A 26,334-nucleotide genomic window follows, 5' to 3' on the forward strand; every position below is an offset into this window, starting at 1 on the left:
GCCCGCTGAGTACGCCACCGGGAAACTCGGACGACATTTCGCGGCGGCGGCCCGACGTGGTCCGACGGCACCGCACGGCCGTGCCGGCGTCATTGGCCCGGAGCGTGAACTCGGAATGACAGTCCTTCTGGGCTGCGCAGTCTCAGCGCGCAGCGGTCGGTCTCGTGGATCCGGGTGACGCTACCCAGGCCTCCAGCCCGCACACGGAAGCTGACGCCGTCCGGATCGTCGGCACCGACGGACAGCCCAGCGCGGGGCAGCGGGAGTTCGCGGCATCCGAGGTGCGGAAGGCTTCGTGGCTGTCGTCCCCGATCTGCCCGGGGATCGGCAGGCTGCGGATCCGGTGCAGGTGAGCGAGGGCACGCTCCGCGCCCCGACGACGGGTGCCTGGTCCGTATCCGTGTTCAGTTGTGCCTCGCCTCGCCTCGCCTCGCCTCGCCTCGCCGAGGCCGTTCCGGGGGGTATGCGGCAGGAGCCCTGAACGCCCTGTGCCGCCCGAAAGGGATTCTTTCCCCCATCGGGCGGCATGCGTTACGGGCGCGCGAAGGCGCGCCGGTCTTTTCAGGCTGCGTCAGCCTTTTCGGGCCGCTCCTCGCTGTGAGCGGAAGCCTGTGCGGGGGCTGTTCGCAGGGTGAGCAGGGACGCGAGCGCGCCGACGGCGGCGAGGGCGGCCGAGCCGAGGAAGGCGGCAGAGAACCCTTGGGTGAGGGCACCGGGGTTCCCGAGTTCGCGTGCGCCGTACGCCGCGGACACGGCCGTCATCGCGGCCAGTCCGAGGGCGGAGCCGACCTGGTAGCTGGTGTTGACGATGCCGGAGGCCAGGCCGCCTTCCTCGGGGCGCGCACTGGACAGGGCGGTGCCGAGGGAGGGGATGAATGCCAGCGACATTCCGGCCGCGGCCAGCAGGGAGGCGGGCAGGACGTCGACCCAGAACGTGCCCTCCGCCCGGGCGAAGGACAGCCACACCATGCCTCCCGCGAGGGCCAGCAGGCCGGTGACGATCAGCGGCTTGCCTCCGAAGCGGGCCATCAGACGGGGCGCCAGGACGATCATCATGATCATGATGGCGACCGTCATGGGCAGCAGGGCCGCGCCGGAGGCGAAGGCGCCCAGTCCCAGGACCTGCTGGAGGTAGAGGTTGAGGAAGAACCACATCGGGATCCATGCGGCGGCCATCAGCAACTGCGCGATGTTCGCTCCGGCCAGGTTGGGGGCCCGCCAGATACCCAGCCGCATCAGCGGCTCGCGGCGCTTGGACTGGATGGCGATGAACACGACGATCAGGGCCACACCGGCCAACAGTACGAGCCAGGTCCGGGCTGAGCCCCAGCCGGTTTCGGGGGCGCGGACGATGGCGTAGACGGCGGTGGCCAGTCCCGTGGTGACGGTGGCCGCTCCCGCGAGATCGACGGATCCGCGACGGACCGGGGCCGAGGGCATGACGGACGGGGCGGCGGCCAGCACGAGCAGGGCGATCGGGATGTTGATGTAGAACACCCAGGGCCAGCTGGCGTACTCGGTGATGACACCGCCGAGGAAGACTCCTGCGGTACCGCCCGCGGGGGCCGCGGCGCCGTACAGGGCCAGCGCCTTGGTCAGCTCCTTGGGGCGGGCACCGAAGAGCATCATCAGCAACGTCAGGGCGGACGGGGCGATCAGCGCGGCACCGACACCCTGCAGGGCACGGCCGGTCAGTTCGACCCAGACCTCGGAGGCGAGACCGGCGACCAGGGATCCCGCGGCCATCACGATCCAGCCGACTGCGAAGATCCGCTTGGCGCCGAGCAGGTCGGACAGCCGTCCGCCGAGGAGCAGCAGCCCGCCGAAGGCAACGACGTAGGCATTGAACACCCAGGACAGGCCCTCCTGGGAAAAGCCCAGGTCAACCTGCATTTTGGGGAGGGCCACACCGATGATGGACGTGTCCATGATGACGGTGAACTGGGCCAGGGCTATGAGGACGAGCGCCGTCCAGCGGCGTGGGCTCGGAGGGGCGGTTGGGGTTGACATAGCAATCTCCTATACCGGAGGGGGGTATAACTTCTCGGGTCAGCAATATACCCCCCCACGGTATGTAGAGCCGACCTGGTTCCCGAAGTCGCCGGCCCGGAGTGCCGTCCGTGTGCCCCTGTGTGGCGACGGGTCCCTCCGGGTGAGCGGTGGGGTGATGGGTGTGCTGCTGGTTCGGGCCCGCGCGACCCGGTAAGCGCCGGATATACCCCCAGGGGGTAGTTGACGCGCGGGTGTGCCGAGTCATACTCTCCTTCCTGTCCACGAAATACCCCCTAGGGGTATGAATGATCTGGGAGGTCCACGATGTGCACCACTTCCGCCGCGGCACAGAACATCCCCACCGTCGTCCGGGCGGGCACGGATGACGGCACGCTGCCCGACTGGCACTTACGGGGTGAGTGGTTCGACGTGTGCAGCTGCGCGCTGCCCTGCCCCTGTACGTTCGCTCAGACGCCGACCCACGGGGACTGCCTCTTCACGCTCGTCTGGCAGGTTCACGAGGGGCACTTCGGCGACGTGCGCCTGGACGGCCTGGGGGTGGTGGCACTGGGCGAGTTCGCCGGGAACATGTGGGTCGGTGATCCGGACGCCACGATGAAGGTGATGCTCTACATCGACGCCAAGGGCGACCCCGACCAGCGTGGTGCGCTGGAGCAGATCTTCGCCGGTCATGTCGGAGGCTGGCCGGGCCAGTTCGGCTCGCTCATCAGCGAACTGCGCGAGGTGCGGTACGCGCCGGTCCACTTCGATTCCGCCGAGGACCTCTCGTACTGGCGGGCCAGTGTCGCCGACAAGGTCTCCGTCGGTGCGGTCGCTCTCACCGGCCCGACTGCCGACCCCTCCCGTCGAGTCCAGTTGATCAATGCTCCGGGCGCCGAGGTCGGCCCCGGTCAGATTGCCACCTGGGGCGTCGTCGAGAGCGACCGTGCGGAAGGGTTCGACTTCTCCCACGAATACCGCGGTGGATCCAGCAAGCACTTCCCCTTCGACTGGCGTCCCTGACCGCAGCACGGGGCCGACAACGCTCCGCCCGTTCGGTGGCGTCCGGCACGCACATGGCCGCGTCGTCGGAGTCGTCCGCGTACAGCCGGTACGCGGACGGTTCCCCGGCCTGTGACCCACCTTCTGCTCCCCGCGGAGCCGAACGCCGCCGAGAGGTGGCCAGGGGTACCCCATCTCCGGGGGCATTCTCGGTGGCGACCAGCCCGTTGCGCCATCGGCGACATCCACTGCGTGATCGCAGCGCACCAGGCGCGCCGGTGCTTGGCGGGTGAATGGGGCACGGCCGGCGTCGTAAGGGGTCGTCCCAGTCACCCCCGAAGCCTCCCGGGCCGTGTTCGCGGCGAGTACCCGATTCTCCAGCAGGAGGACTGCCCTTCGTTCGACGGCGGCCGTCGGTCTCGATGGCCGCCGCACGATCAGACATGGGACGCCCCCGACCTGAAGCCACTGCGGGGCTGGTTGCGCTCCGATCGGCAAAGGCATGATCACCGTCACGTCGCAGGTGTACGTTGCTCTGCTGGTCATGCCGACGGTGTCGGGGTTCTGAGGGCGCCTGCGCCGAATCGCGAAGAGCGAGGTGTACGCCGCCTGTGATGTCCGCACCGGGCTGGTGGACTTTCATCGGCCGGGAAGACCAGCTCCTTGCGGGAACTGCGGGAACTGCGGGAACTGCGGGAACTGCGGGAACTGCGGGAACTGCGGGAACTGCGGGAACTGCGGGCCACGCGTCCGCCGCACCGGAGCGGAGCCGGTCCGTGCCTGCCTTGGCCACCCTGCCAGCAGGGTCGGCCATGCCGGCACCACCGCGCTGGGCCCCCGCATCTGATCCATCGTGGTGCGGTGCTGCCCCGAATGGGCCTGTCGAATTGTGGAACCGGTGTGGTCGGTACGAGTCTGGAGGCCAAGCCCGTGGGCGCCCGGACCGGTGGCCCGGAGCGGTCGCGCCCAGCCATCGGGCGGAGGAGAACCGTGGCGAAGGAGCGTGATCGGAATGGCCCGGAACAGCCGTCTGATCCTGAGCTCGCCGTCCGAGGTCTGGGGCCTGCTGTCCGACGGCCACCGCTATGGGGAGTGGGTCACGGGTACCCGGCGTGTCCTCGCCGCGGACCCGCACTGGCCGGAGGTCGGCGCCCGCCTGAAAGTCCGGGTCGGTGCAGGCCCGCTGACCCTCGATGACACCTGCGTCGTCCGTATCTGCGAGCCGCAGCGCCGCCTCGAACTGGAAGCGAAGGCAGAGCCGTTCGGCGCAGCCCGTATCGCCATGAACCTGATCCCCTGGAGCGAGAACACCCTCTTCGTCCTCGACTGGCACCCCCTCCGGGGCCCCGGCACCCGGATGCACGGTCTCCCCGTGAACTATCTCGTCGCGGTCCGCAACGGAATGATGCTGACGAAGCTGGCCCGGATCGCGATGCGCGAGCACGCCGAGAACGCCTGAGAAACCTCGGTCGGCACCGGCTGCACCCCGGCCCCGCCCCGGCGATTCCGGCCAGGCCTGCGCGCGTGAGCCGGCCCAACGGGTTGCGCCTCGTCGCGCACAACCCTGATGACGTTGCTTCGAACTGAGTGCACCTGAGTAGGTTCGGTGGCGATGCGGACCGCGCTCATCCCCTGGGCACCCCGGCTTTCCGCACTGGCCCGGCACTCGTCCGGGGGTCGGGCTGTCCGCTCGTGGAGTGAGCCAACCGTTGGCCTGCAGCCGTGCAGAACCGATGAGCCGGCGACCATGGACTTGTCGAATATCGATATGCTCCACTAGCCTCGAACATAACGATATTCGATAGGGAAGGGTGCGATGAACACGCGACTCACAAGGGCTCTGGCCTCGGTGGCCTTCACGTTGGCGGTGCTCTCCGGGCTGGTGTTCGTCGGCACGGGGGTTACGCACATGCTCGATGACGGGGCGGTCTGCGTGCAGACGGGCTTCTGGAGCAACGCCTCACTGGCGCCGGACAGCCTGTCGATCAACGCAGGTGTGAAGGCTTCCAGCAGCGCCACGCGGCTCTGTCAGGACGGCCCCTCAGCAGGTCAGCGCGCTGCAGACCTCGGGAGCGAACTGCCCTGGCCGCTGTTCGGCTCCCTCGCGCTGCTGCTCTTCTGCCGGCTGCTGAAAACCGTCCAGTTGCAGGGGCCGTTCACCGAAGCGGTGTCGCGACGGCTCTCCGCTCTCGGTTGGTTCGTCGCGGTGGGCACGCCGCTGGCCGGCCTCGTCGTAGGCTGGTCGCAGTCCTGGCTCGTGGCCAGCATGGCACCGATCGTGGGTTCCGGGCCGACGGTGTCCGGGTCACAGGAACTCGTCCTCGCGGGCCTTGCCGCGGTGATCATGGGGAAGATCATGCGCGAGGGTGTGCGCATGCGAGAGGACCTCGAAGGGACCATCTGATGGCCGAAGAGGAACTCCATGCCATCCGGATCCACCTCGACCGGATGCTCGCCCGGCGTGGTATGACGCTCACCGAACTGTCCGCGCAGGTGGGCATCACCGTCGTCAACCTGTCCGTCCTCAAGAACGGGCGGGCCAAGGCCATCCGCTTCTCGACGCTGTCGCGGATCTGTGATGTTCTCCAGTGCCAGCCGGGGGACCTGATCACCCACAACCCTGACGAGACAGCTTAGAAGGGCTGCTCGCACGTCGCGGGTTCCGGCCCCGGCTCGGTGGAGCCGGGGCCGGGCCTGCGGACATGCGGGGTAAAAGGGTCGGGGAGAAGGCCGGGTCGAATGTGGGGGAGATCTGCCGGGAGTCGACCCCGGCGGGGAGCGGGTTCGCGTTCCCGGCCGAGCGTCGGGAGGCCCGGGGTTCTGCCGGGGCAGTACGCCGGTGAAGTCGGCCAGGGGCCTCATCGGCTTCGCCCCGGCCCGCATCGTTCGACGTCATCGCCTTCTGCGACCGTCCGGTCGACCGCATCGTCAAGGCCCCTGCTGACAGCCGCCATCGGGGACGCCTGACGGATCCTTGGCCGGCCGCATGCGGCTCGGTGGAGTTTCTACGGGCCTGGTGAAGCACCCTGGTTTCCGGCCCCTCAAGCGGCCGCCCGGTTGCCTGGTCGGATTCCTTGTCAGGGCCCGTGCGGCCGGCCCCGATCTGGCACCGGTCAGCCGGTCAGCCGGTCAGCCTGTTGGCCCCGGATCCGTACGGTACGGGGTGACCCGTACCGTACGGCCGGAAGAGGGGATCGCTCAGGCCTGAACGGGCTTACGGTTCAGTGGACTTAACCGGTGAGCTCGCTCTTGTAGAAGACTGTCGCCCGGAACTGGTCCGGACTGTCAGGGTCCCTGCTGGAGAACCCGAAGGCGAGGCGCGGACCGTCCGGCGAACGCCAGATCGCCATTCCCTGAGGCTCGCGACCGGACAGAGACTCGCCCGCCGTCGTCTGGAACACCTGCTCGACCGAACCCCCCGTCTTGTTCATGTCGAGACGGACCAGGTAGGACGGTTTGGCCGGGTCCGTCGGCTTCGCGGGCGGCCCACCGTAGGAGAGGTAGACGTACTGGCCATACGAAGTCACGCCCTGGAAATGGTCGGATTCGGCCAGTCCGAGTTGGGCGTTGGTGGGGAGGGCACGCTTGGCGAGGATGGGAGTGGTGTCGCTGATGCCCTTGTTGATGACGGCGGGGAGGTCGAACAGTGCGAGGCGCCATGGACTCGTCGTTCCCATGTACCGGATGAGCAGTCGGTTGGTGTAGGGATCGATCGATGGTCTCGGGCAGTCCCGGAAGTCGGAGAGGCCGATCGGGAAGGTCCAGACGCGCGCGCTGTCGGAGTAGCCGAGCACGCTGTCGTCGCTGTACTTGATGCGGCAGATCACATGGCTGTTGGGGGGTGTCCCTTCGGTCAGGCTCCTCCAGTCACCCGCGAGCCACACGTACGGAGATCCGAACGTGTCCGGCTGGACCGCTATCGACGAACCGTGGTCGAACCCGTGGAGCGCCATGGCGCCCAGCACAACGCCGGACATACTGGTCCTGGTCATCCAGAGGTCGCCGCTCGTGCTCCCGACCTTGGTCTGCACGAAGTAGATGTGACCGTGGACATGGTCGATGGCGAAGGACTGCATCGCCCAGTAGGGCTGGTGCAGTGCGGCCCGCACCACGGGATTGCCGCCGGCCCCCTCGAATACGAAGCGCTGCGATGTCGGGACGGTCGCGGACGCCGATCCGGCCGCTAACAGGGAAAGGCCGCCGCTCGCGGCGGCGGCTGCTATCCCTGTGCCGGTGCGGAGGAGCGTACGACGACTTACGGCAGATGCTCCGCCGATCTGGGTATTTTCGCGCAAGTGCATCACCCTGCTGGTCGTTCGGCTGATTCAGTGGATCACGATCAACCTATCCATCGCGTCGATGGGTGTCGACAGAATGAACTGCTTTCACAGCAGGGGCACTTCGGATGCCAGAAGCGGCCTGCGGGCACCTCGCCGCGCCAGTCGGGGACGTGTATGGTCCTCGGCCGGGACGCGGCGTCGGCGATCCGCCTGACGGGGAAGGTGTCAGACGTCCGTGCCCCGGTGTTCGTTGCGTTCCCTATTTGTCCTACCGAGGTGCCCCCGCCGGGCTCGGAACCTGGTAGCCGTTGACAGTTGAGCACTCTGTGTTCCCTGGGCGTCGAGTCCCGTCGAACGGCTGCACGCGCTGATCGGGATCGTTCGCGGTCCGTCGGTGCTGGTGCTCGTCGCCGCCGCCGGCTGCATGGTGTGCGCGGTCAACAGCACGTGGCCGATCCCGGTCGGCGCACCCCGATCCGCCACGCGAGAGAACGGGATTTGGCCGGGCCGTCCGGCCCTGGGCCGTGTCGTCACATGTCCCGCCCGCACCAGGAGCGGAAAAGGGCAGCAGCTGCTTTGTAGGATGGATCCGGACTCGGCGGGTCTTGTCATGGCGGGTTGCGACGCTGTGCCGAGGGGTGAAGGCCGAGCCTGCCCGTACGGCGGTCGGGGCGGGTACGGAACCCCGCCCGATCACCGCAGGAGGAGTGCATGTCCCGTCCGTACCCCGAGTTCATTCCGGGTGCCGGAGCGAGCCTGGCGACGAGGAGCGTTCTCGGGGGCGAGAGCCGGATTCGCTGGGTGCATCGCAAGCCGTCCCGGCAGCCGGCCGACAATGGCTGGCGCATCCTGGGCGACACCGACACGGGTGACTACCTTTCGAACGCGAAGAACTGGCGGCCCGTCGACTTCAACGAGCTCTGTGCCATCGAACCGGCCCTCATCGGCATCTACGACTTTCCGGTCGGGGCGGACCTTCAGATCGTCCGTGAGGGCCGGGGCGTGCTGATCGTCGACGCCAAGTCGGGCCGCGAGGTCCCCCGGAGCGCCCTCTACGTTCCGCCGCAGCACCGGGCGGCCCATGGGGGGTGATAGTCCTGCGAAGCCGCCGTCACTCTCGCATCACTCCTGCATGTGGGCGTGACACCTGACGACAGAACCTCAAGGCTGTCCCGCAATCCCCGGCGGGTGCGTGACGACAGCCATGGCACATCGAGGCGTTGTCGGGACGTCCGCATACATTCAGCTGCATCCGGATACATCCAGTAGTGGATGCCCCTCCGCCGTGCGACGCACCGCATGCGACGCCGCGCGCTGATTCATCAGGGATTGCGGGACAGCCTTCAGCGGGTCAGCGTCTCGAAGCCGACGTCTCCGCAGTACTGCACAACGCGCCCTTCCGCCTCGGAGTCACTGTTGTTCATCGCTGCCACCGTCGCCTCGGCCAAGGTGCGGCCTCCACCGACGGTCTCATCCCTGAGAGGTCGCATCGCCAGGAAAGCGTCCTCGGCCACGGCCCCGACCTCGTCGTATTCGGACGGCTCCGGCGTGTCCGTGTCCGCCGCGTTCCGCGCCTTCTGCCACGCCCCCAACTGCGTGCAGTAGTTCTCCCGCTGCGCGGTCAGCTGTTGTTCGTCCTTGCCCTCGGACGAGGAACACCCCGCCGCCACCGCCACCAGGGCGAGGATCGGGACTACTGTCCTGAGCACGCGCACCATGTTGCCCCCGGCTGAAACCGCGTTTCGCTTGTCCCTGACACCTGCAACACTTGCATCGCCTGCAACTTCTGCAACTTCCGCAGCAGGATACCCGCGTGGGAGACGACGCTCTCCGCAGCGGTCGCTGACTGGGCTGTGGCAGTGCCCGTGCACCCGTGTTCAGTGGCGACGAACCCGGACCGTTCGCCGGCGACGTCGGACCGACGGCGAAGCCGGGTATCCGCTCAGCGGGTCAGTCGTGGAGAGTGACGTTGGGCAGCGGGTGGCCTGAGGCGTCGAACAACGCGGTTCCGCAGTCGCAGTGCTCGTCGGCCAGGGTCTGGGACGCCGGCAGCTCCCAGACCAACATCTGTGAGCAGTCGGGGCAGTTCAGGCTGATCAGGGTCTCTTCGGGTTCCGAGTCCCATGCCCGCACCGGGAGGCCCTCGTACGTCAACCCGGTCAGCGCGCGCTCACCGGTCAGCGCGACCAGTACCTCGTACATGTCGGTGCCGTTGTCCCGCACCATGAGCGTGCAGCCGAGATGTGCCAGCACACCGGACAGATGATTGAGCTGGCGGACCGGGAAATCGCCGCGACGCAGCGTCGGGTCGTCCTCTGCCGCTTGGTAGACGGCGTCGGTGTCGACGCCTGTCGGTTCGGACCCGAAGGTCCGTACTCGGTCCGCTGCGAACGCCGCCAGTTGGCCCGGGTGATCCTCACCGGACCAGTCCATGGTGAACATCACGCTGTCGACTCGGACACCCTGTGCCCGCTCGCCGGGTGTCAGCACCAGCTCTTCCAGCTCTGTCACGACGATCATTTTATCAACTGCCGGGCGGTGGGCCATGCCGGTGCTGTGCCGGCGTCCTGCATGGCACAGCACCGGCCCCGCGTATACCCGAATGACTTCTCAGGCGAAGTCAGCGGCGGGCTCGATGCGGCCGAGCAGGTCCCGCCACTCCGCGGCCGACAGCACACGGGCGGCTCGGCGCAGGTCGACGGGGTGGCCCGCGCCGAGGGACGCGGCGATCTCAAGGAGGACGAGGTGGGGGTCCATGGAACCGGGCTCCAGGCCGTCGTCCTTGAGGGCCTCCGGTGCGCGCAGGAGTTCCACGACCTGATCCCAGTTCATCACTGTCGGGTGTTCGGCCGGTTCGAGGATCCCGGCCAGGGTGGGGTCGTGGGTGAACCGGCGCAGCCAGTACCCGTCCTGGCAGTAGCCGAGAAGGATGATGGCCCGGCGCATCCGGTAGTTCCCGACACCGGCCAGCAGCTGCCTGGCGATCTGGACACCTTCGGGCGGAGTCCGGCGGCGGAATGGCAACTCTGCGACGTCGGCGTCGAGTTCGATGGTCATGTGGTCACTGTGCTGCCCATACGGGATCGGGCCCGCCGTACACGCCGGTCCATCACCCGAAGAGGCGTCTTCGTGCACGAGCGATGACGTGTGCCACGAGGAGCGGAACACGGCACAGGTCTCGAAGGCTCAGCTCGGCCCGGCGTACGCGATGGCCAGCACGGTGAGCATGCGGGTGTCGTGGCCGAGGAGGATGACGGCGGTGGCGTGCCCCTGGGCGACGGTACGGATGATGCCGTCGTCCTGACCGTAGGGCTCGGAATGCTCAAGTGGGCTCTGCTGCGCGTCGACCAGGACGAGTGAGAGGTCCCGGCGGGCAAGCTCGGGAAGCTGCTTGTACATGTCGAAGACGTCCGGGGAAATGTGGAGCCGGTAGGTCACGCCGCGCCCTGGCCGTGACCCTGCGGGTCTGTGTCGTTGCCGTGGTGCTGGGTGGGGGCGGTCCGCTCGTGGCGGGGCCCGGCCTCGCGCAGGATGTCCGCGGTCACGTCCCGCGCCCCGAGACCCTCGGGGAGAACACCGTGGGACTTCATGCTGACCCGGGCCGCCTCGATCATCGGCCGCGCTTTTTCGAGGTCCTCGGCCGCGGCCGCCCACCCGTCGAGGACGGCGGGCAGGGCATCGATCGGGGTCAGGTTGACGTCATGGAGGAGCTGTTGGCGTGATGCGGAGTGGGGGAGCGCGACATGCAGTCGGTCCACCGTCCAGTCCTCGTGCCCCATAACATCTCCTCCGTGGAGTCAGGTCGTCCAGCGTAGCGGGGACAGGCGCCGCACAGTTCCGAAACCCTGTGCTCGTCGGCAACCTGAGCAACGGTGGCCGCTGGGGGAGTGCTCGCGGTCGGCCTCCGGCCGTACGGTACGCATCATGACCGTAGAGATCACCGAGTACCGCGACACCCACCGCGAAGCGCTGCACGCCCTGTTCACCGCTGAGGACTACCGGGATCAGGCGGAGAGGCTGAAGCTTGGTCAGCACCTTTACGAGAAGAGATACGTAGCGGTGCGGGACGAAGCAGTCCTCGGTTTCGTGGAGGGAACGTTTCTCGATCGGAGCGACTTCGAGCCCGGACTCTTTCCGGCGCCTCGGGCAAGGGTCATGACCCTTCTGGTTTCCTCGGCCACACGACGCGAGCGGATAGGCGGCACACTGCTCCGCAGGTTCGCCACTGACGCACGCGATGCCGGACTCGACGCGCTGGTGCTGTTTCCCGATCCGCATGACCCGGCCGGCCGGCTCGCGTTCTTCAGGCGATGCGGTCTTGAGAAGGTGGCGTCCCACGAGATGCTGGGAGCCCATCTGCGAACCGTCCTCGCGAACACCGAGTAGAGGCTGTCCCGCAATCCCTGGCGGGCGCGCGACGACAGCTACGGCACCTCGCGGCGTTGTCGGGACGTCCGCATGCATCACGGTACGGAGAGCGCGATCAGGTGTAAGCCATGCCGAAGAATGGGTCGGGTTCGCCTGTGTAGGGGGCAAAACCGGAGTCCCACCGCCGTTGTTCCTCGCGCCAGTGGACGAAGTGCGGAGAGGGTTCTCCCCAGAGTGAGGCATCGCTGAGTGGGCACTCGTCGAAGCCCTTGGCGAACAGGCGCCGGAGGAACTCCGCCATTCCGAAGTCGTAGATCTTCCAGTGGGGCCAGCCGTGCCGCTCCCATACGACAACGGGCCACGTGCCGGGGCCGTGGCCGACGCTGAGCCAGCCGAGGATGTCGGCTCCGCAGCTGACGCCCCAGGCGATGACGGAATCAGGACCGGAATCGATCCCGTCCGGTCCTCCTTGGGACTCCCGAGGCCCGCTGTGACCGGTGGCCGGGCCGGGCGGCGAAAGGACGCGTGGCTCGATCCGCCCCTGGCGACCGGACTCCGCCGCCTCTACCGAGGAGTTGCCCGCATCCGAAGTCTTCCCGGTCCGAATGACGCGCCCAGGACGGGGCGGGTCCGGTGGTGGCCGGGCAGGTGTTCGAGGCTCCAGCGGGAGGTGATGCCGGCGAGGGCGAGGGTGGCCTCGGTCATCGCGAAGGCGTCGCCGATGCACTTGCGGGCTCCGGTGGCGAAGGGGATGAAGGCGTGTCGGGGCGGCTGGGGGCGCTCGGGGTCCCAGCGGTCGGGGTCGAAGGTATCGGGGTCGGTGTGCAGATCGGGGCGGTGGTGAATGAGGTAGGGGCTGTAGGCGAGATTGGTGCCGATGGGGAGCGGGTGCCCGCCGAGCTGCGTGTCATGGGTGACCGTGCGGGTGAGGAACCAGGCCGAGGGATACAGGCGGAGGGTTTCGGTGATGATGCGTCCGGCCAGTTCCAGGCAGGGCAGATCGGTATGGGACGCCGGGTTTCCGCGCAGGACGGTGCCGAGCTCGCTGTGCAGCCGCTGCTCGATCGCGGGGTGGCGGGCCAGCAGGTCCAGTGCCCAGGCGAGGGTACTGGCGGTCGTCTCCGTCCCGGCCAGGAAGACGGTGAGGATCGTGTCGCTGATCTCCGCGTCCGTCATACCGCGTCCGCCGTCCTCAATGTCGCGGGCCGCGACCAGGGCCGAGAGCAGGTCGCCGTGGTCGGTGCCGTCGGCGCGCCGCTCGGCGATGATCCGGTCGCAGGTGTGACGCAGGCGCGTATGTGCGCGCTGATGGGCACGGTTGTCCGGAGTGGGGAGCCGGTCCAGGGGCGGGGCCAGGAGCATGCGCCGGAAGAGCCCGCCCGCGATCGTCCTGACGTCGTCGATGAGCTGTCCGAGTTCGGCTGCGGGCAGGGAGTTGGAGAACAGGGTGGCGGCCGTGACCTGGGAGCTGATCGACATCATCTCGGCGGGCACGTCCAGGGTCCGTCCCGGCGTCCAGGAGCCGGTCACCTCCTCGATGCGGGCGGTCATGGTTCGTGCGTAGCCGGGAAGGCGGTCGGGATGGAACGCAGGCTGCGTCAGTCGGCGCAGCCGCCGGTGGGCATGGTGCGGGCAGCTGCTGAGGCCGTCCCCCAGAACGTCACGGAAGCGGTCGAACACCGGTCCGCCCTTGTCGAAGAGACGGTCGTCCACCAGGGCCTGACGGGTCAGCTCCGGATCACAGATCACGACCAGTGGGACGGGGCCCATGTGGACGCGGACCAGCGGACCGTGGGCGGGCAGCGACTTCAGGAACGCCAACGGGTCCCGTGCCAGGGTCACCAGGTGGCCCACCAGAGGCCACGCGTGGGGGGCCGGGGGGATCAGCCGCAGATCTCTCACCCGTACGCCCGATGTCCTGTGGCCCCGCCCTTCGGGGTGGTCTCGTTCATGGCACATGTCCTCCGTGGGACGGCCGGCATTCCTCGTGGTCACGGTCGGCGGGTTCGGCCGCGGGCGTGGTCCTGGTCCTGGTCCTGCGGGGTCAGGGCGGTGACGATTCCGTCGATGAGCCGGCCGCAGGGGCCGATTCCGCTGAGTTCAGCGCTGCTCGTCAGTGTGCCGATGAACGCTCGGCGGAGGGGGATTCCCTGCCGGGGAGGCAGGGAATCCCCCTCCGGATTCCCTGCCGGGGAGGCAGGGCGTAGCTGTCCCGGACAGCGTGGCAGGTGTCGATCGACAGGACGGTGTCGGCGTTGCCGGGTGGGGTGGGGGCGGTTCCGGGGCCGGCGATGACGTGCGACCAGATACGGGCTGTCAGGCCGGCGAGCCGGGTGACGACGTTGTGGGAGGCGGAGGTGCCGACAGCGGTGGAGTCGATGGTGGGTGCGGCGGCGGTCAGGAACAGCTCACGCCACAGGGGTGCCAGGTGCGGCAGCCTGTCGGGCGCGGTCGTGGCACAGGCACTGATGGCCTTGTGCGCCGCGGCGGCACAGGCGCTGGAGATGCCGGTACCTGTGCCGGTGGTGACGACGCGTCGCGCGGTACGTTCGGCGAGCTGACCGGCCCAGTGCGTTTCGGGTGTGCCGTCCTCGTACCACAGCGGTTCCCATCCCGGGCCGTGGAGCATGTCGCCGTCGGTCAGCCTGGTCCGCGCGACCGATGCGAGCCGTGGCTTCTCCGCGCTCAGGGAGAATTCCCGCCGGAAGCCGCCTCCGGCGGTGGACAGCGCGTGCAGCTGGGCGCGGACGTCGTAGCGAGGGGTGAGCAGGTACCAGGCGAGGGCGCCCATGGCCGTCTCGCCCACCTCCTCGTGCCCGTCCTCTCCGCAGTCGCACGCCAGGACGTCATCGACGACGCGGGCGCACGCGGGGGCGTATCCGGTGAGTGCCCGGACTCCTCCCGCGGCGATGGCCAGCAGCGCCTCGTTGCAGGTCTCCCCGTGGGCGTAGTCGGTGAGGATGCCGATGATCTCGTTGTAGCGGTAGGAGTTGTCGATCGCCCGGCGGATCCGGTGGCAGCGGAACGCGGCGTCGAAGGTTCCGGCTCCGTCGTCGTCGAGCATCCGGTACGGCGGTGAGCCGAAACCCAGACGGAAATAGGGCAGCATCGCCGCGTCCCACCACCGGGCCCACCGGTACTCGTGCGGGGTCGGCGCACCGCCCGCGTCGGCCAGGTACCGATGCGGGTCGGGGAGCGGGGCGGAGACATCGCGCAGGGCGTCCTTGGCGAGCATCACCCCGCACGTCAGGACGGTCTCCTGGAGTGCGAGGTCGGCGGCCCGCCCGGCCACGGCGACGGTCCCCTCGGCAGCGGCCCTGATGTGCAGGTCCCGGCCACCGACCCCGGAGTCGTCCGAGGCACCGGCGTAGTCGATGGCGCTGGCGAGGATGAACACAGCGCCGAACAGGTCCAGGAACTCACCGGTTCCCCGCGGCAGCCAGAACGTGTTGATGCTGCCCCAGTAGTCACGGACCGCCATCAACGCGGCCTGGGTGCGGTCCTTGGCGTGCCGGGCGACGTACTCGGCGATGATCGGCCCGGCCTCACCGCCCTTGGCGGGAACGGCGGCGGCGAGCGCGGCCAGCCGGTCCCCCACGGGGTTGCCGGGGCCGGCCAGGATCTGCCGGACGGCGTGCGTGGCGGCCAGGATCGCCATCGGACCGCTCTCCTGGACGCTCCTGGTGACCTCGTCGCTGAACAGCGCGTCCATGAACTCCGCGCAGAGACGGTCGCCGTCCGGCGAGCCGGAGATGCCCATGGACTCGTACGGCCGGTAATCGGTGGCGGTCACGACCTGTGAACCGTCCAGAGAGGGGTGGCCGGGCGGTCCCATGGTCAGCCGCGCCAGCCTCCGCCGGCACGCCTCGTCGCGGAGGCCGTCGGCCAGCCGTGCGAGGCCCGTCGGCACCGGACCTCGACGCTGCCGGACCACAAGCGGGTCGGGGAACCGGTCCCCCCACACCCGCGCCGCTTCCCGACCGCCCATGATCACCCTCCAGAGGTTCCGTGCCGTCCTTCCGGCCACCATATTCAGGTGTGCGGGGCGTTCTCGTATGCGGCGTACCGCAGGACCTGGAGCCGGGCGAGCCAGTCCTCTCCGGCGACGGCCCACATCAAGAGCGGGTACTGCCAGGTCGCGAGGTCCTTGAGGGTCTCGGCCGCCGCCCATCTGTTCCACAGGTCCTCCTGGCCCACGACCGGGGGGCCGGCGTGGACGAGAGCGTCGGCGAGGTCCTCCAGCGGGACCTTGGCGCGTCCGCCCACGAAGGGGCGGAACAGGCCGTGGACCGAGACCTCCGTACGGCAACCGCGCAGCGCGGGCAGCCAGTTCGTCTCGTAGAAGGTCTGGCTGGATCCGGAGTCCAGCTCACGGTAGGCCGATTCGCGTGCTCTGATCGTCGCCCGGGAGGCGGTGTCCAGGGGCAGGGCCATGTTGGCCATACCCTCCATGGCGAGGATCTTCGGCGCGATGATCTGCCCCTGTCCCACAGCGGTGCCGTGGGACAGGGGCAGGCGCCGGCCGTCATGAAGGTCCACCACGTAGTAGGGCAGGGGGTGGTCCTGACCGAGGGTGCGGCTTCCCTGGAGCCGGGCTGCGGTGTTGTAGGCGCCGACGGCATGCGGGTCGCCGTGCCGGAAGCGGGGCAGCAGTTTCCCTCCGTCGCCCGGCAGCAGGTCACGGGCCGCGGACAGCACCGTGGCCGATGTCCCCAGCAGGGACAGTGCCCTTCCCCGACAGGTGCGGAAGTACTCCAGCAGAGTGGGTTCGGAACCCGGATCCGGCATGAGATGGCGTAATCGCCTCAACGCGGGCGCCCGGTCCTGCTCGCGCGGCAGGGTGCGTATCACCGCTTCCTCGTGGCGCGCGATGATCTCGGAGATCCCCGCCGCCGCCGTGTGCCGGGGGACGGCCGTGATGGCGCGGTCCGGTCCGGCCAGACTCCACAGCCCGTGGGGCAGCGATGTGGTGCGCAGGAGGCGGGGGACGGTGGTACCCCTCTCCCGGGCCAGTACGGCCAAGGGCACGATGCGGTCCAGCCCGGCGTAGTCGGCGCGCGCCAGCTGAGGGTGGAGCAGCCCGTCCGGGCAGAAGGCCGACAACGGGCGGCAGTTGGTCCACCCCTTCTTGCTCATCACCTCCTTGCGGACCACCCGGAAGAGCGGCTGGTCCTCATTCCCGCGTTCGACACCGGCGTTGTCGATGTCGTCGATGACGTACGTGCCGGCCCCGCGGAAGGCGAAGGCGATCGCGAGGGACACGGTCCAGGGGCTCTGGTAGAGCGCGGTGGGAGGGAAATCGGCCGACGAGACCGCCCGGAGACGAGCGGGCTCTGCTGCCGCTGTCATGCCTCTTCCTTCCGGTCCGGATTCGGCGTGGCGGGAGGCTGGCGCTGAGGGCTCCCGAAGTCGAAGTGGGTTCCCACCGCGGACGCCTTCGCGGTCCCGTAGGCGTGCCAGGCCAGAACCAGGTCGAGGAACGGCAGGCCCACCGGCGCGTAGACGGTGGTCTCCCGCGCGCTGTGCCGTCCCGGGTGCGTGCCCGCCAGTACGTCGCCCAGGGTGCCGACGTCGTGCGGGTCGATGTCCGAGGCGTGCAGAACCCCACCCGTCGTGGCCAGAGCGATGTCGTCGACGAACAGCCGGGAGTTGTGCAGGAGGTCCGTCGAGAGCTCCCTCTTCCCCGGCTCGTCGTTGCCCAGTGACGTGAGGTGACTGCCCTGCGGTACATCGACCCGGTCCAGCAGGGGTGTACGCGACCAGGTGGCCGTCACAGTGATCTGCGAGGCCATGCAGGCGTGTGCGGCCGAGTCCACGATGAGGCAGTCGATGCCCCGCGCGGTCCACTCCTCGGCCAACCGCGCCGCGGCCTCGGGGCGTTCGTCGTGGATGACGAGCCGGTCGAAGCCGGTCAGGTGGTGCAGCCCCCGAAGGGTGAGGCGGGCCTGTTCGCCCGCGCCGACGACCCCGACGGTCCGGGCCGGTCCGGCTTTCGGCGGGGCGAGTTCGGCGGTCCCCAGAGCGGCGGACAGCCCGGTGCGCCAGGCCGTTACGGTGCCGGAGTCCACAAGGGCCAGCAACTGCCCGTTCCGCAGGTCGTGCAGGCAGATCACACCCGTGATCGCGGGTACGGACGCGGGGTACTTGGCGTTCACCTTCACCGTGTAGGCGGGCACGCCGGGGAGCAGGCCCGGGAATACGGCCGCGATCCGTCCCGGGGCAGGAAGATCGTGCTGGACGCGCTGGGCCGCGTACCCGGCGCGTTCGCCGTCCTCCTGGCGGGCAACGGAGACCAGGGCCTCCCGCAGCGTTGCCAGGCATGTGGGGACGTCGAGGAGACGGTGCAGCTCAGCCGCACCCAGGAGCAAGGTCATCTGTTTCACATCGCTGTTGTCGTGCGGCGGACCACCGACCGGGCGGTCACTACGATTCCGAGCAGGCACACCACCAGCCCGGCACTGAGCAGCGTAGTGTCCGCGGCCATCGTTCCGCTCAGGAGGGCGGCAGAGACGAGGCTGCCGAGAAATGCCCCGCCGAAGGCGATAGCGCGACAAATGCCGGAAACCCTTCCCAGATACCCCGAAGGGACATGGGCTTGCCGCATCGCACGCCAGTAGACCGTGTACACCAGCATCCCGGACACGAACGAAGCCTGTGCGCAGGCGACGACCACTACGGAATCGCTGAGCGCCACGACGATGACGGAGCCTCCCTGAGCAACGGTGGCCGCCCCCATGACGGTCATGAAACCCCGCGTCGGGGCTTTCCACGACAGCAGGAACGCCACGACGAACGAGAACGAGTTGACCAGGAGGGCGTACTGCGGAGCCACGTGGCCCACCAGCACTCCCGCGGCCGCCGGCCCGAGGACCACACACACGGTCCGGGACGCCTCGGTCATCGCATTGGCCCGGGACAGCTCCGACGCTTCCACATAGGTGGGGATGGAACTGCCGAACGCGGCGGCGGAGACCGGGGCGGCCACTCCGAGCAGGACGGCTGTCGCGGCCAGACCTGCCAGGTGGACTCCTGTGAGAGTGAAGGCCGCACAGACCGCCGCCAGGGTCGGAGCCGAGCACAGGTACCAGGCGCGAAGAACGCTCACCCGGTTGGAACGGTCCGCGACAACTCCGCCCAGCACCCCCATGGGCACTTGCGGAAGCAGTGAACACGCGAAGAGAATCGACATGGTTCCCGCCGAAGCGCCCACTTGATAGGCGATCAACGGCACAGCCGGAACGTAGAACTCGTCACCCGCCACGTTGACCGTATAGGCGACCCACAGACGTGAGAACGGCCCCGACGGCAGCCGCCCGGAGGCCGGTCCGGAGACTGTCGCGGAATCGGCGAATCTGCTCACAGGCTGAAGTGGTCGACCTTCAGCCGCGGGATGTAGTTCGATACATCCGAGTAGTACAGAATGATGCCGTCGTTGTACTGGTCGAATGAGTGCTTGAGGTCGTGAAGGTTGTTCACGGCCCGATGGGCCTGAGCGGCGGGAATGTGGGAGTGATGCTCCAGCGCCTCTTCGAGCAGGCCGGTGTGATTCGCCTTGACGTCCTCCGCCACGTGGGAGACCAGCGGTGACAGACAGTCCTTTGGGTATCCGTATTCCTCCGCGAGGCGCTGGAGCGTCTCGGCGCCTTCAAGGGTTTCCGTGCCACGGGCTTCGAACAGCTTTGTGCAGGCGAGATATCCGAGGGTGTCCTCGCGTGCGATTTCACAGAGATTGTTGATCCAGGACCAGGTGCTGATGACGGGGTGCGCGTTCTGCACTTCCGCCTTCGACAGTCCCATGTTCACCAGGCTGTCCCGGGCCATCCAGGCGTGGTTGTACTCCTCGGCCAGATACTCGGAGAGCAGACGCTTCCAGTGAGGGTCCGTACAGTGCGCGCTCGCCGTGGAGATGTGCCTGCTGGCGGAGTTGATGTAGTGGTACGTCTCCAGGATCAGGCCCAGGAAGACCTCGCGCCGGAAGTCCTTGTTCTCCAGCCCTGACCAGAGACGGTGGTAGCCGATCTGCTCGGTCCACATCGCCGTCGATTTGTCGATCTGCCGCAGGAAGGCGTCGGCGGGGATCTTCTCCAGTGAGGCGTCTTCCTGGCGGAGAAGATTCTGTTCCGAGAAACTCTCTCCACGATTCCCTGGACGTCGGACACGGCCACACCGGTGATCTTGGCTATCTCCTCGACCGTGTGACGCCCGTCGAGATACCGCTTCAGATTGAGGAAGTCCTTCAGCTCGGCGCCGTGCTGCTCAAGTTTGAAGTGCTGATCACCCACGATCATCAGAACCTTGCCCTGATGGGGAACGAAGAACGTACAGTGCCGAAGCTGAGGCTTGTGATCTGCATGCGCCGAGGTTGCCATGACCAAACCCTTCGGACAATGCGTGCGAGGCCCGACCGGGGGAGGCGCGGGAGGGGGTGGATGCGCCCTCCCGCGCCGATTCACCGTTGCCGCTGTGGATCAGCCACAGAGGACAGCACCGGCGACCTTGCTCATGACGGTCTTCGCGACGGGCTTGATGGTGATGGACATGTTCAACACCTCTCGGTCGGATCTCCGAACAGCCCCCGGAAGGATTTCCGGCGGCCCGATCGATCCTGCAACAGGCTGCCTGCCCTCGTATATGCGAACCCCGGGGGTCTCTGGTGCGCATCGAGTTCTTGACGGAGGTGGTATTGGGCCAGTGCGCGGGGCGTGAATGCCGACGGATACGAGGCGGGTCCCGTTCACGCCGGTCCGCCTGAGAAGGAAGAGCGACCGGGCGAACCGGAGCGGGATCGCGATCCGGGTTCCCGCACGGGTCCGGTCCCTTGGGGATGGCAGGCCGTCTCGTTGCGCGGGGCGAGGGCGGCCGCGAGGGGTGCCTTCCGCGCGGCCAGGTGACCCGCTTCAGGTGAACGAGGGTGCGTACCGCATGCGCAGGTGGGCGAGGTAGTCGTCCGGGTGCGGGTAGGGCCGGTCCTGGGCGCCGTGGCGGTGCAGCGTCAGACGGCCGTCGGGGTGCAGGGACATGGTGGTCGTCGCCCGCCGGGCCGTCCTGTTCGGCGGGTCGTCGTCCGGGTGCGGCACGTGCAGGACGGGGACGGCGGCGGGGAACATGGACAGTGCTTCGGCAGGGGTGGCGGCGGGCGGGCGGGCGGTCGGCCGGTGCGGTTGGCGCTGCTCACGTACAGCACGGGGTGTTCGTCCAGGAGCGGTACGAGCGGCTGCCAGCGGGCGCCGAAGAGCAGTACCCGGCCGTCCTTGCACGCGGGCGCGAGCCAGGCCGGCACACGGGCGCCCGCGCGGAGCGGCAGGAGCAGAGTCAGGTGTTCCTCGGCCAGCAGCCGGCCGGCCAGAGCCACGCTCGCGGGGCCGAGGTCGGTGCAGGCGGTGGTGGTGGTGTGGAGGGTTTCGGCGTGGTGGGCCCACAGGGCGACCGGCTGCCCGGGGGGCCGAGCCTTGGCCTCGTTCACGGTGTGCGGCCGGATGGCGGTGACTACGTGGGTCAGCGGTGCCGGGTTCGGCAGCACCACGGCTGTACCCTCGCGCAGGGCCCGACGGGCGTCGTCCATGCCTGCCGCCTCGCGCGCTGCGGCGGCGTCGGGGCTCACGGTGTGCCTCCAGCCGCCCGGTGGGTGAGGCCGTCGAGGTATCCGGCGAAGACGCCGTCCTCGACCACGGCCTCGCCGGTGCGGTAGGCGCGCTGTTTCACCCAGGCCATCGCCGCGGGTCTGTACCGGGCCGAGGGTGTGGCCGAGGCGGGTGGCCACGGCGGTGACGACCCGGGCACTGGCCAGGTGGGTGAGGACCACACGGGGCGTGATGCCCAGCACCTCCTGGGGATCGTAGGGCTGGAAGAGCCGTGGGTGAACGAACGGTGTGCCGGTGGAGAGGGAACCCACCCCGGTCCCGGCGATGGGTGTGGTGACGCTCAGCGGGACACCCGTCTCGGCGGCCACCATCTGTGCGATGACCGGCAGCCGCGTCAGATCCGGTGGGATCCACCACGGCGCGGCGTCCTCGCCCCGCAGTTCTCCGGAGTGCTGGGCGAGCAGGAACAGCAGCTGCTCTGTGGCGACCATGCCGGCCCGCTCGGCTATGCCCAGCCAGGAGGCGGACACCATCCGCACCCCCGCGCCAAGTGCCTGCAAGGTGTTGGCCAGCCCCAGCCCGAGATCGTTGTGCAGATGGGAGGCCAGCATCACCTCACTCCCGGTTTCCGCACGGACCCAGCGGAACATTTCCCCGCAGCCGTACGGCAGTTGGGCACCGACGGTGTCCGCCAGGACGACCAGCCCCGCCCCCGCACCGGTCATGACCCGCGCATGGTGCGCCACCAGGGCGTGATCGGCACGGGAAGCGTCCGCCAGGCACACATCCACCGCCACCCCCTCGTCCAGATCACGCGCCACCCCCTCGTCCAGATCACGGGCCGCCTTCACGAGATCGGCCCCGGCCTGCAGGGCTTCCGGCGCGGTGCGGTGGACCCATCACCTGCGCCATCGCCTCGGACGCGGCACCACCACCATCACCCGGGCATGCCGACTGCCCCGCACGGACGCCACCGCCTGCTCCAGATCCCGCCGCGCCCCGCGGCAGACCGCCGCGACACTCACCGCCCCTTCAGCCTCCACCGCGACCCGGCGCACCGCTTCGAACTCCTCGGCGCACACCGCGGGAAATCCGGCGGCGAACACTACGTGCCGGGGCCCGTCCGCACCGAACATGCGTCCCGACTCACGCGCCAGCCGCACCCGGAAACCAGGAGACATCAGCGTCTTCGCCTGCGCGCCGTCCCGGGCCGACTCCTCCCACAGCACCACCCGCCCCGCACCGGCCGACTCCCGCACCACATCCACGAACACCACATCCCTATGCGCCTGGGCACCGGCCCGCAGGTTCCGCCGACGGCCGGTTTCCCGGATGGGACCTACCTGTCAGCTCGTCAGCCGTCACCGTATGCACACCCGATGCGACCCGGGAGAATCTTCCAGGAAGCCCACCGCCGGGCAGCGACACCTGTTACGTCACGGGCGGCCCTCCCGAGTAAGATCGGGGACAGTCCCCGGGCGGCGGGTCCGGACCACCGATCCGGTGTCAGAACCCTTTCTCACGCGGAAGTGGAGCGGGACCGGTCCCGGGAACGGACACGATCCGTGATCGCGGGTTGCCGACCAATGGGCTGACCCACGATGGCTACTGCGGCGTGCTGGGTCGGGGGTTCGGCCGGCTGGTGTTCACTCGCGGATCGGCCCGCTACTCGTACCGATACTTCAGCGAGTCCGCCTCCACCTGTTCGATGTGGGCGATCGTCAGCTCCGGCATCCGCAGTTGGGCCAGCGTCACCTCGGCCGAGGTCGGCTGGGCGTCCGTCGGCAACCACTGCTCCGGCTTCCAGGCCCCGCTGCGCAGCAGCGACTTGGGGCAGTGCGGGTAGACTTCCTCGATTCCCAGTACGAGCGCACTGGCCGGCGGCTTTCCCACGGCGGTCAGCTGCGACAGCAGCTCCGGGCGGGTGGAGACGACAGCCCGGCCATTCACCCGCAGCGTGGTGGTCCGCCCGGGGATGACGAACAGCAGCCCGGCCCGTCCGGTGGCGATGACGTTCTGCAGGGTGTCGAGCCGTTTGTTGCCGGTCGCGTCCGGTATCGCCACCGTCCGTGCGTCCAGGACGGCGACGAACCCGGCGGGGCCGCCGCGCGGCGAGACGTCGCAGTTGCCCTCGGCGTCCGCGCTGGCGACCAGGACCAGTGATGAGCAGCCGATCAACCGGCGGGTCTGATCAGTGAGTTCGGTCATCTGCTTGCGCACGGCCGCGGCGCTGGGGAGTGCGTAGGCCCGGCGCAGCGTCTCCTGGTCGGGCACGGCGTCGTGGCGGAGCTGGTCGAAGGCGCTGCCGGCAAGGGGTGTCGTCATACCTCCGACCCTAACGAGCCGGCCTGCGATTGCTCTCGGCCGGTGAGGGCGGGGGCGGGGACAGGGGGACGGGCACGAGAGCTGTCTGGTGTGTGACGATCAAACAGGTCCGCGCTGCCATGCCCCATCCTGCCTTCTGCGGGCTGTCGCGCCGGCATCTGGGCGATTCGGCCGCGGAACTCGCCCCGAGCTGGATAGCGCGCCGCGCGTGCGGGCGTCACGGGCGATGTGCGGGTGATCATCGACGGGAGGCGCCGAGTTCGTCGAGCGTTTCGGGGGTCGCTATGACGGCGTTCCGGTGTACGGGCTGCGGAACGACTCGGACCTGCTGGAGCACGTGAGCGTCGTAGGCCTCATCCTGCGCTTCCGCCGCGACGGATGGCCCGGCACCGACCGGGGACTCGTTCGTGTCCTTCGGCCTCGCAGGCAACCCCCTCGTACTCACTCCCGATGGCTCCGTGACGAGCTGTCACCACGACGCGGGGCGTGCGTGTGAGCTCGCCCAGGGGTTCGCGGTGCTGGTCGACCAGCACGCCGAGGACGGAACGGGCTTCCATCGGTGGGCCCGGGGCCGTACACGGGACGCAGCGCGGGTCCGGGCCGCTCGTCGAGGCCGGGGGCGTAGCACGGGTACGCGGCTGTCCTGCTTTCGCCTGTGCGGTATCCGTTGCCGACTGCGGTGCGCGGTACTGACCGCCCGCTGCCGCCAGACCCCGGGCATCGCAACCGGATGACACGGCCCGGGGAGCGGGCAGACAGCCTGCGGACACTACGGAACGTCCCCCAGTTCGGCTAATCGAATGATTTACCGATCATCGCCTGTGTGGTGACCGGCTTTCCGCCCGGTGACGTTCCTACGCTCCCACCGACCCCGCATGGGAGGGCAAGGACCCGTGGCGGTTGGGGGCGACGACTGTGACGCGCTGTCCGACACCTCCCACCTGCTGCGGCATGGGCCCGCGTTCCCGTAGCGGTTGCTGGTGTCCGACGAGCAGCAGTCCCAGGGACAGGTGCCCTGGCGGCTTCTCCTTCTCCCACAAGGAAGAGCGGTATGCGTTCCATCATCGGTAAGAGAGTTCTGACCGCCACCGCGGTGTCGGGGATCCTGTCGCTGACCGGAGGTTTCGCGGTTGCGGCGAACCTTGAGGGCAACGGCGGTGGCACTCCGGAGTCGGCCCAGGGCGGCCACCACCAGGAGATCGGCAGGCTCCCCGAAGGTCTCTGCGGGAAGCTCAACCTCGGTGGGATCGCCGCCCAGGCGGTCACCGGCCTGTGCGCCCCTCCACGCCAAGCCCTCGACGCATCGGGATCGGGCGGTGACGGCTACGGGCGCCCCGGCCATCTCACACCGACGCCCCCTTCTGCGCCGCCCGCATTTCCGGACGAGCCGGAGGAGCCGAAGGAGCCGGGTCCGAAGCCGCCGGGGTATGGCGAGCCGGAAGAGCCGGGGTACGGGGAGCCGGGGTACGGGAAGCCGGAGGAGCCCGGTCCTACGCCGCCGCTGCCCGGGTATGGCGAGCCGGAGGAGCCGCGTCCGACGCCGCCGGGTTACGGGGAGCCGGAGGAGCCGGGCTACGGGGAGCCGGAAGAGCCGCGTCCGACGCCGCCCGGATACGGGGAGCCGGAGGAGCCGCGTCCGACGCCGCCGGGTTACGGGGAGCCGGAGGAGCCGACGCCGACGCCGACGTCACCTACGAAGCCGCCCACTCCTGGGGAGCCGACGCCGACGCCGACGTCACCTACGAAGCCGCCCACTCCTGGGGAGCCGACGCCGACGCCGACATCTCCCACGAAGCCGCCCACCCCAGGGCAGCCGACACCGACGCCGTCCCATCCCGGTCGGCCTCAACTTCCCGGCACCGGCAGTGAGCCCTTCCTCATGGGTGCCGCCGCACTGAGCGCGGCGTTCATTGTCGGGGGAACGGTCCTCCGCGTGCGGAAGGGGCGTGCACTGCGGCGCAACTGACGCAGGGCCAGACATCATGGGTCCGGAACGCCCTGGGTTCGGGCTCGCTGGTGGTGCGTGAGTGGGCTGGTGGAGATGGGGGCGGACCGGTGGCCGGCGTACGGGAGTCAGTGCGACGCGGGCGGTGTCCGTGGTGCTGGAGCCCGGCGCCGGGGCCGGGTGAGGACACCGTTCGGCCCCGGGGGGGGTGGCCCCATCCCGCCACGCGAACACGTTGGTCGTGTGATCCAGTGGGGCCGATCCGACGGGTAGTTCCCGGCAGGCCGCGTGTCTGAGCGCCTCATCGCCGCGCTGTTCGCGTCCGGCCAGGGCTAGCTATTGGTGCCGGGTGCCGGGTGCCGGGTGCCGGGTGCCGGGTGCCGGGTGCCGGGCGGGCGGTGGCCCATGCGGGTGTGCTCGTCCTCCCGCCGCCCGGTCGGGATCGCCTCGTGTCCCGTCTCGACGATGATCATCCAGCCGGGCGCGGTGGGGAGGGTGTTCCTGTCCGGCCCCCTCCCGTGCACCACCACCATCCCTCGGCCCGGACCCCGCACCGACCGGTCGGCCACTTCCGGTTCGCCGTGCCGGCCTTGCGCCGGGGCAGTGCGGGAGGGGCGGTGAGTACCCGCAGGCCGGAACGATGTGCCGCGGTGCCACCACCGGCGCCGGTCCGCTCACCTCCGCGCTTCCCACGCACCTCTCCCGCGGCGGCAGGGCCCATGGCCTTGTGGCGAGGACCCGAACGAGAACCGCACACGGGCGTTGTTCTCGGCCCACTCGGGTGGATTCGCGGTGACGCAGTCGTCACAGGCGCCGGTTCAGGGGATCCGCGAGGCGGCGT

The 26,334-nt window shown here is 69.2% G+C and carries 25 protein-coding genes; 6 read left to right on the forward strand and 19 right to left on the reverse strand.

Going from position 1 to position 26,334, the window contains the following annotated elements; all coding sequences use genetic code 11:
• Window positions 1–561: 561 nt before the first annotated feature.
• On the reverse strand, window positions 562–2,010 hold the full coding sequence (locus tag ACIGJO_RS27030) for an MFS transporter (protein ID WP_399962332.1): 1,449 nt from the start codon (window positions 2,008–2,010) through the stop codon (window positions 562–564).
• Between the two features lie 306 nt (window positions 2,011–2,316).
• On the opposite strand from ACIGJO_RS27030, the gene ACIGJO_RS27035 reads away from it, so the two are divergent.
• The 4 genes from ACIGJO_RS27035 to ACIGJO_RS27050 all read left to right on the forward strand — a co-directional run bounded on the left by ACIGJO_RS27035 (window position 2,317) and on the right by ACIGJO_RS27050 (window position 5,631).
• A complete protein-coding gene (locus ACIGJO_RS27035) occupies window positions 2,317–3,015 on the forward strand; it encodes a DUF1326 domain-containing protein (protein ID WP_399962335.1) in 699 nt (232 codons plus the stop codon).
• 991 nt (window positions 3,016–4,006) lie between these two features.
• Window positions 4,007–4,453: an SRPBCC family protein gene (locus ACIGJO_RS27040; protein ID WP_399962337.1), complete on the forward strand. Its 447-nt coding sequence runs from the start codon at window positions 4,007–4,009 to the stop codon at window positions 4,451–4,453.
• A gap of 357 nt (window positions 4,454–4,810) precedes the next feature.
• Entirely contained in the window at window positions 4,811–5,398 is a 588-nt protein-coding gene (locus ACIGJO_RS27045; protein ID WP_399962339.1) for a DUF2975 domain-containing protein, read from the forward strand.
• On the forward strand, window positions 5,398–5,631 hold the full coding sequence (locus tag ACIGJO_RS27050) for a helix-turn-helix domain-containing protein (RefSeq protein WP_399962341.1): 234 nt from the start codon (window positions 5,398–5,400) through the stop codon (window positions 5,629–5,631). The genes ACIGJO_RS27045 and ACIGJO_RS27050 overlap by 1 nt, the downstream gene beginning before the upstream one ends.
• A 593-nt stretch (window positions 5,632–6,224) precedes the next feature.
• Here ACIGJO_RS27050 and ACIGJO_RS27055 read toward each other — a convergent pair.
• On the reverse strand, window positions 6,225–7,103 hold the full coding sequence (locus tag ACIGJO_RS27055) for a hypothetical protein (protein WP_399962343.1): 879 nt from the start codon (window positions 7,101–7,103) through the stop codon (window positions 6,225–6,227).
• A gap of 882 nt (window positions 7,104–7,985) precedes the next feature.
• Between ACIGJO_RS27055 and ACIGJO_RS27060 the strand changes: the two genes are divergently transcribed.
• Window positions 7,986–8,366 (forward strand): DUF2185 domain-containing protein, encoded by a 381-nt coding sequence (locus ACIGJO_RS27060; RefSeq protein WP_399962345.1) that lies wholly within the window; start codon window positions 7,986–7,988, stop codon window positions 8,364–8,366.
• A 251-nt stretch (window positions 8,367–8,617) separates the two neighbouring features.
• Here ACIGJO_RS27060 and ACIGJO_RS27065 read toward each other — a convergent pair whose 3' ends face one another.
• The 5 genes from ACIGJO_RS27065 to ACIGJO_RS27085 all read right to left on the reverse strand — a co-directional run bounded on the left by ACIGJO_RS27065 (window position 8,618) and on the right by ACIGJO_RS27085 (window position 11,053).
• A complete protein-coding gene (locus ACIGJO_RS27065; protein ID WP_399962348.1) occupies window positions 8,618–8,992 on the reverse strand; it encodes a hypothetical protein in 375 nt (124 codons plus the stop codon).
• 232 nt (window positions 8,993–9,224) lie between these two features.
• Window positions 9,225–9,794: a hypothetical protein gene (locus tag ACIGJO_RS27070; RefSeq protein ID WP_399962350.1), complete on the reverse strand. Its 570-nt coding sequence runs from the start codon at window positions 9,792–9,794 to the stop codon at window positions 9,225–9,227.
• Between the two features lie 90 nt (window positions 9,795–9,884).
• Window positions 9,885–10,331, reverse strand: a complete 447-nt coding sequence (locus ACIGJO_RS27075; RefSeq protein ID WP_399962352.1) for a hypothetical protein — start codon at window positions 10,329–10,331, stop codon at window positions 9,885–9,887.
• A gap of 129 nt (window positions 10,332–10,460) precedes the next feature.
• Window positions 10,461–10,712, reverse strand: coding sequence for a hypothetical protein (locus ACIGJO_RS27080; protein ID WP_399962354.1), 252 nt, complete (start codon window positions 10,710–10,712; stop codon window positions 10,461–10,463).
• Window positions 10,709–11,053 (reverse strand): hypothetical protein, encoded by a 345-nt coding sequence (locus ACIGJO_RS27085; protein WP_399962356.1) that lies wholly within the window; start codon window positions 11,051–11,053, stop codon window positions 10,709–10,711. Before ACIGJO_RS27085 ends, ACIGJO_RS27080 begins: the two co-directional genes overlap by 4 nt.
• Before the next feature lie 145 nt (window positions 11,054–11,198).
• On the opposite strand from ACIGJO_RS27085, the gene ACIGJO_RS27090 reads away from it, so the two are divergent.
• Window positions 11,199–11,660: a GNAT family N-acetyltransferase gene (locus ACIGJO_RS27090; protein ID WP_399962358.1), complete on the forward strand. Its 462-nt coding sequence runs from the start codon at window positions 11,199–11,201 to the stop codon at window positions 11,658–11,660.
• 97 nt (window positions 11,661–11,757) lie between these two features.
• On the opposite strand, the gene ACIGJO_RS27095 is transcribed toward ACIGJO_RS27090, so the two are convergent.
• From ACIGJO_RS27095 to ACIGJO_RS27150, 12 genes are all read right to left on the reverse strand, one after another.
• Window positions 11,758–11,943 (reverse strand): hypothetical protein, encoded by a 186-nt coding sequence (locus ACIGJO_RS27095; RefSeq protein ID WP_399962360.1) that lies wholly within the window; start codon window positions 11,941–11,943, stop codon window positions 11,758–11,760.
• Window positions 11,944–12,206: 263 nt separating this feature from the next.
• The gene (locus ACIGJO_RS27100) at window positions 12,207–13,601 is read right to left on the reverse strand and encodes a cytochrome P450 (protein WP_399962362.1); all 1,395 of its coding nucleotides are present in this window, start codon (window positions 13,599–13,601) and stop codon (window positions 12,207–12,209) included.
• Between the two features lie 154 nt (window positions 13,602–13,755).
• Window positions 13,756–15,630 carry a hypothetical protein gene (locus ACIGJO_RS27105; protein ID WP_399962364.1) on the reverse strand — a complete coding sequence of 625 codons (1,875 nt, stop codon included), beginning with the start codon at window positions 15,628–15,630 and terminating at the stop codon, window positions 13,756–13,758.
• Between the two features lie 44 nt (window positions 15,631–15,674).
• On the reverse strand, window positions 15,675–16,991 hold the full coding sequence (locus ACIGJO_RS27110) for a hypothetical protein (RefSeq protein ID WP_399962366.1): 1,317 nt from the start codon (window positions 16,989–16,991) through the stop codon (window positions 15,675–15,677).
• Window positions 16,988–18,016 carry an ornithine cyclodeaminase family protein gene (locus tag ACIGJO_RS27115; RefSeq protein WP_399962368.1) on the reverse strand — a complete coding sequence of 343 codons (1,029 nt, stop codon included), beginning with the start codon at window positions 18,014–18,016 and terminating at the stop codon, window positions 16,988–16,990. Before ACIGJO_RS27115 ends, ACIGJO_RS27110 begins: the two co-directional genes overlap by 4 nt.
• Window positions 18,017–18,021: 5 nt before the next feature.
• Window positions 18,022–19,002, reverse strand: a complete 981-nt coding sequence (locus ACIGJO_RS27120) for an MFS transporter (RefSeq protein WP_399962370.1) — start codon at window positions 19,000–19,002, stop codon at window positions 18,022–18,024.
• Complete coding sequence (locus ACIGJO_RS27125) at window positions 18,999–19,676, reverse strand: iron-containing redox enzyme family protein (protein ID WP_399962372.1); 678 nt, start codon at window positions 19,674–19,676, stop codon at window positions 18,999–19,001. The genes ACIGJO_RS27120 and ACIGJO_RS27125 overlap by 4 nt, the downstream gene beginning before the upstream one ends.
• Before the next feature lie 863 nt (window positions 19,677–20,539).
• Window positions 20,540–20,662: a hypothetical protein gene (locus tag ACIGJO_RS27130; RefSeq protein WP_399962374.1), complete on the reverse strand. Its 123-nt coding sequence runs from the start codon at window positions 20,660–20,662 to the stop codon at window positions 20,540–20,542.
• On the reverse strand, window positions 20,635–22,074 hold the full coding sequence (locus tag ACIGJO_RS27135) for a hypothetical protein (protein ID WP_399962377.1): 1,440 nt from the start codon (window positions 22,072–22,074) through the stop codon (window positions 20,635–20,637). The genes ACIGJO_RS27130 and ACIGJO_RS27135 overlap by 28 nt, the downstream gene beginning before the upstream one ends.
• Window positions 22,075–22,122: 48 nt before the next feature.
• Complete coding sequence (locus ACIGJO_RS27140; RefSeq protein WP_399962379.1) at window positions 22,123–22,491, reverse strand: hypothetical protein; 369 nt, start codon at window positions 22,489–22,491, stop codon at window positions 22,123–22,125.
• Between the two features lie 397 nt (window positions 22,492–22,888).
• Window positions 22,889–23,548 (reverse strand): MSMEG_1061 family FMN-dependent PPOX-type flavoprotein, encoded by a 660-nt coding sequence (locus tag ACIGJO_RS27145; RefSeq protein WP_399962381.1) that lies wholly within the window; start codon window positions 23,546–23,548, stop codon window positions 22,889–22,891.
• Window positions 23,549–25,825: 2,277 nt separating this feature from the next.
• Window positions 25,826–26,017, reverse strand: a complete 192-nt coding sequence (locus ACIGJO_RS27150) for a hypothetical protein (RefSeq protein WP_399962383.1) — start codon at window positions 26,015–26,017, stop codon at window positions 25,826–25,828.
• Between the last annotated feature and the right edge of the window lie 317 nt (window positions 26,018–26,334).

The organism is Streptomyces sp. NPDC079020 (genome assembly GCF_044542225.1).
Classification (GTDB): Bacteria; Actinomycetota; Actinomycetes; order Streptomycetales; family Streptomycetaceae; genus Streptomyces.

Coding starts and splice junctions, on each gene's coding strand:
- ACIGJO_RS27065 (WP_399962348.1), bottom strand. CDS start 8,992: ATGGTGCGCGTGCTCAGGACAGTAGTCCCGATCCTCGCCCTGGTGGCG.
- ACIGJO_RS27100 (WP_399962362.1), bottom strand. CDS start 13,601: ATGTGCCATGAACGAGACCACCCCGAAGGGCGGGGCCACAGGACATCG.
- ACIGJO_RS27040 (WP_399962337.1), top strand. CDS start 4,007: ATGGCCCGGAACAGCCGTCTGATCCTGAGCTCGCCGTCCGAGGTCTGG.
- ACIGJO_RS27095 (WP_399962360.1), bottom strand. CDS start 11,943: ATGGCGGAGTTCCTCCGGCGCCTGTTCGCCAAGGGCTTCGACGAGTGC.
- ACIGJO_RS27070 (WP_399962350.1), bottom strand. CDS start 9,794: ATGATCGTCGTGACAGAGCTGGAAGAGCTGGTGCTGACACCCGGCGAG.
- ACIGJO_RS27090 (WP_399962358.1), top strand. CDS start 11,199: ATGACCGTAGAGATCACCGAGTACCGCGACACCCACCGCGAAGCGCTG.
- ACIGJO_RS27085 (WP_399962356.1), bottom strand. CDS start 11,053: ATGGGGCACGAGGACTGGACGGTGGACCGACTGCATGTCGCGCTCCCC.
- ACIGJO_RS27145 (WP_399962381.1), bottom strand. CDS start 23,548: ATGACGACACCCCTTGCCGGCAGCGCCTTCGACCAGCTCCGCCACGAC.
- ACIGJO_RS27105 (WP_399962364.1), bottom strand. CDS start 15,630: ATGGGCGGTCGGGAAGCGGCGCGGGTGTGGGGGGACCGGTTCCCCGAC.
- ACIGJO_RS27030 (WP_399962332.1), bottom strand. CDS start 2,010: ATGTCAACCCCAACCGCCCCTCCGAGCCCACGCCGCTGGACGGCGCTC.
- ACIGJO_RS27115 (WP_399962368.1), bottom strand. CDS start 18,016: ATGACCTTGCTCCTGGGTGCGGCTGAGCTGCACCGTCTCCTCGACGTC.
- ACIGJO_RS27125 (WP_399962372.1), bottom strand. CDS start 19,676: ATGTGGACCGAGCAGATCGGCTACCACCGTCTCTGGTCAGGGCTGGAG.
- ACIGJO_RS27050 (WP_399962341.1), top strand. CDS start 5,398: ATGGCCGAAGAGGAACTCCATGCCATCCGGATCCACCTCGACCGGATG.
- ACIGJO_RS27130 (WP_399962374.1), bottom strand. CDS start 20,662: ATGTCCCTGCACCCCGACGGCCGTCTGACGCTGCACCGCCACGGCGCC.
- ACIGJO_RS27110 (WP_399962366.1), bottom strand. CDS start 16,991: ATGACAGCGGCAGCAGAGCCCGCTCGTCTCCGGGCGGTCTCGTCGGCC.
- ACIGJO_RS27075 (WP_399962352.1), bottom strand. CDS start 10,331: ATGACCATCGAACTCGACGCCGACGTCGCAGAGTTGCCATTCCGCCGC.
- ACIGJO_RS27035 (WP_399962335.1), top strand. CDS start 2,317: ATGTGCACCACTTCCGCCGCGGCACAGAACATCCCCACCGTCGTCCGG.
- ACIGJO_RS27045 (WP_399962339.1), top strand. CDS start 4,811: ATGAACACGCGACTCACAAGGGCTCTGGCCTCGGTGGCCTTCACGTTG.
- ACIGJO_RS27060 (WP_399962345.1), top strand. CDS start 7,986: ATGTCCCGTCCGTACCCCGAGTTCATTCCGGGTGCCGGAGCGAGCCTG.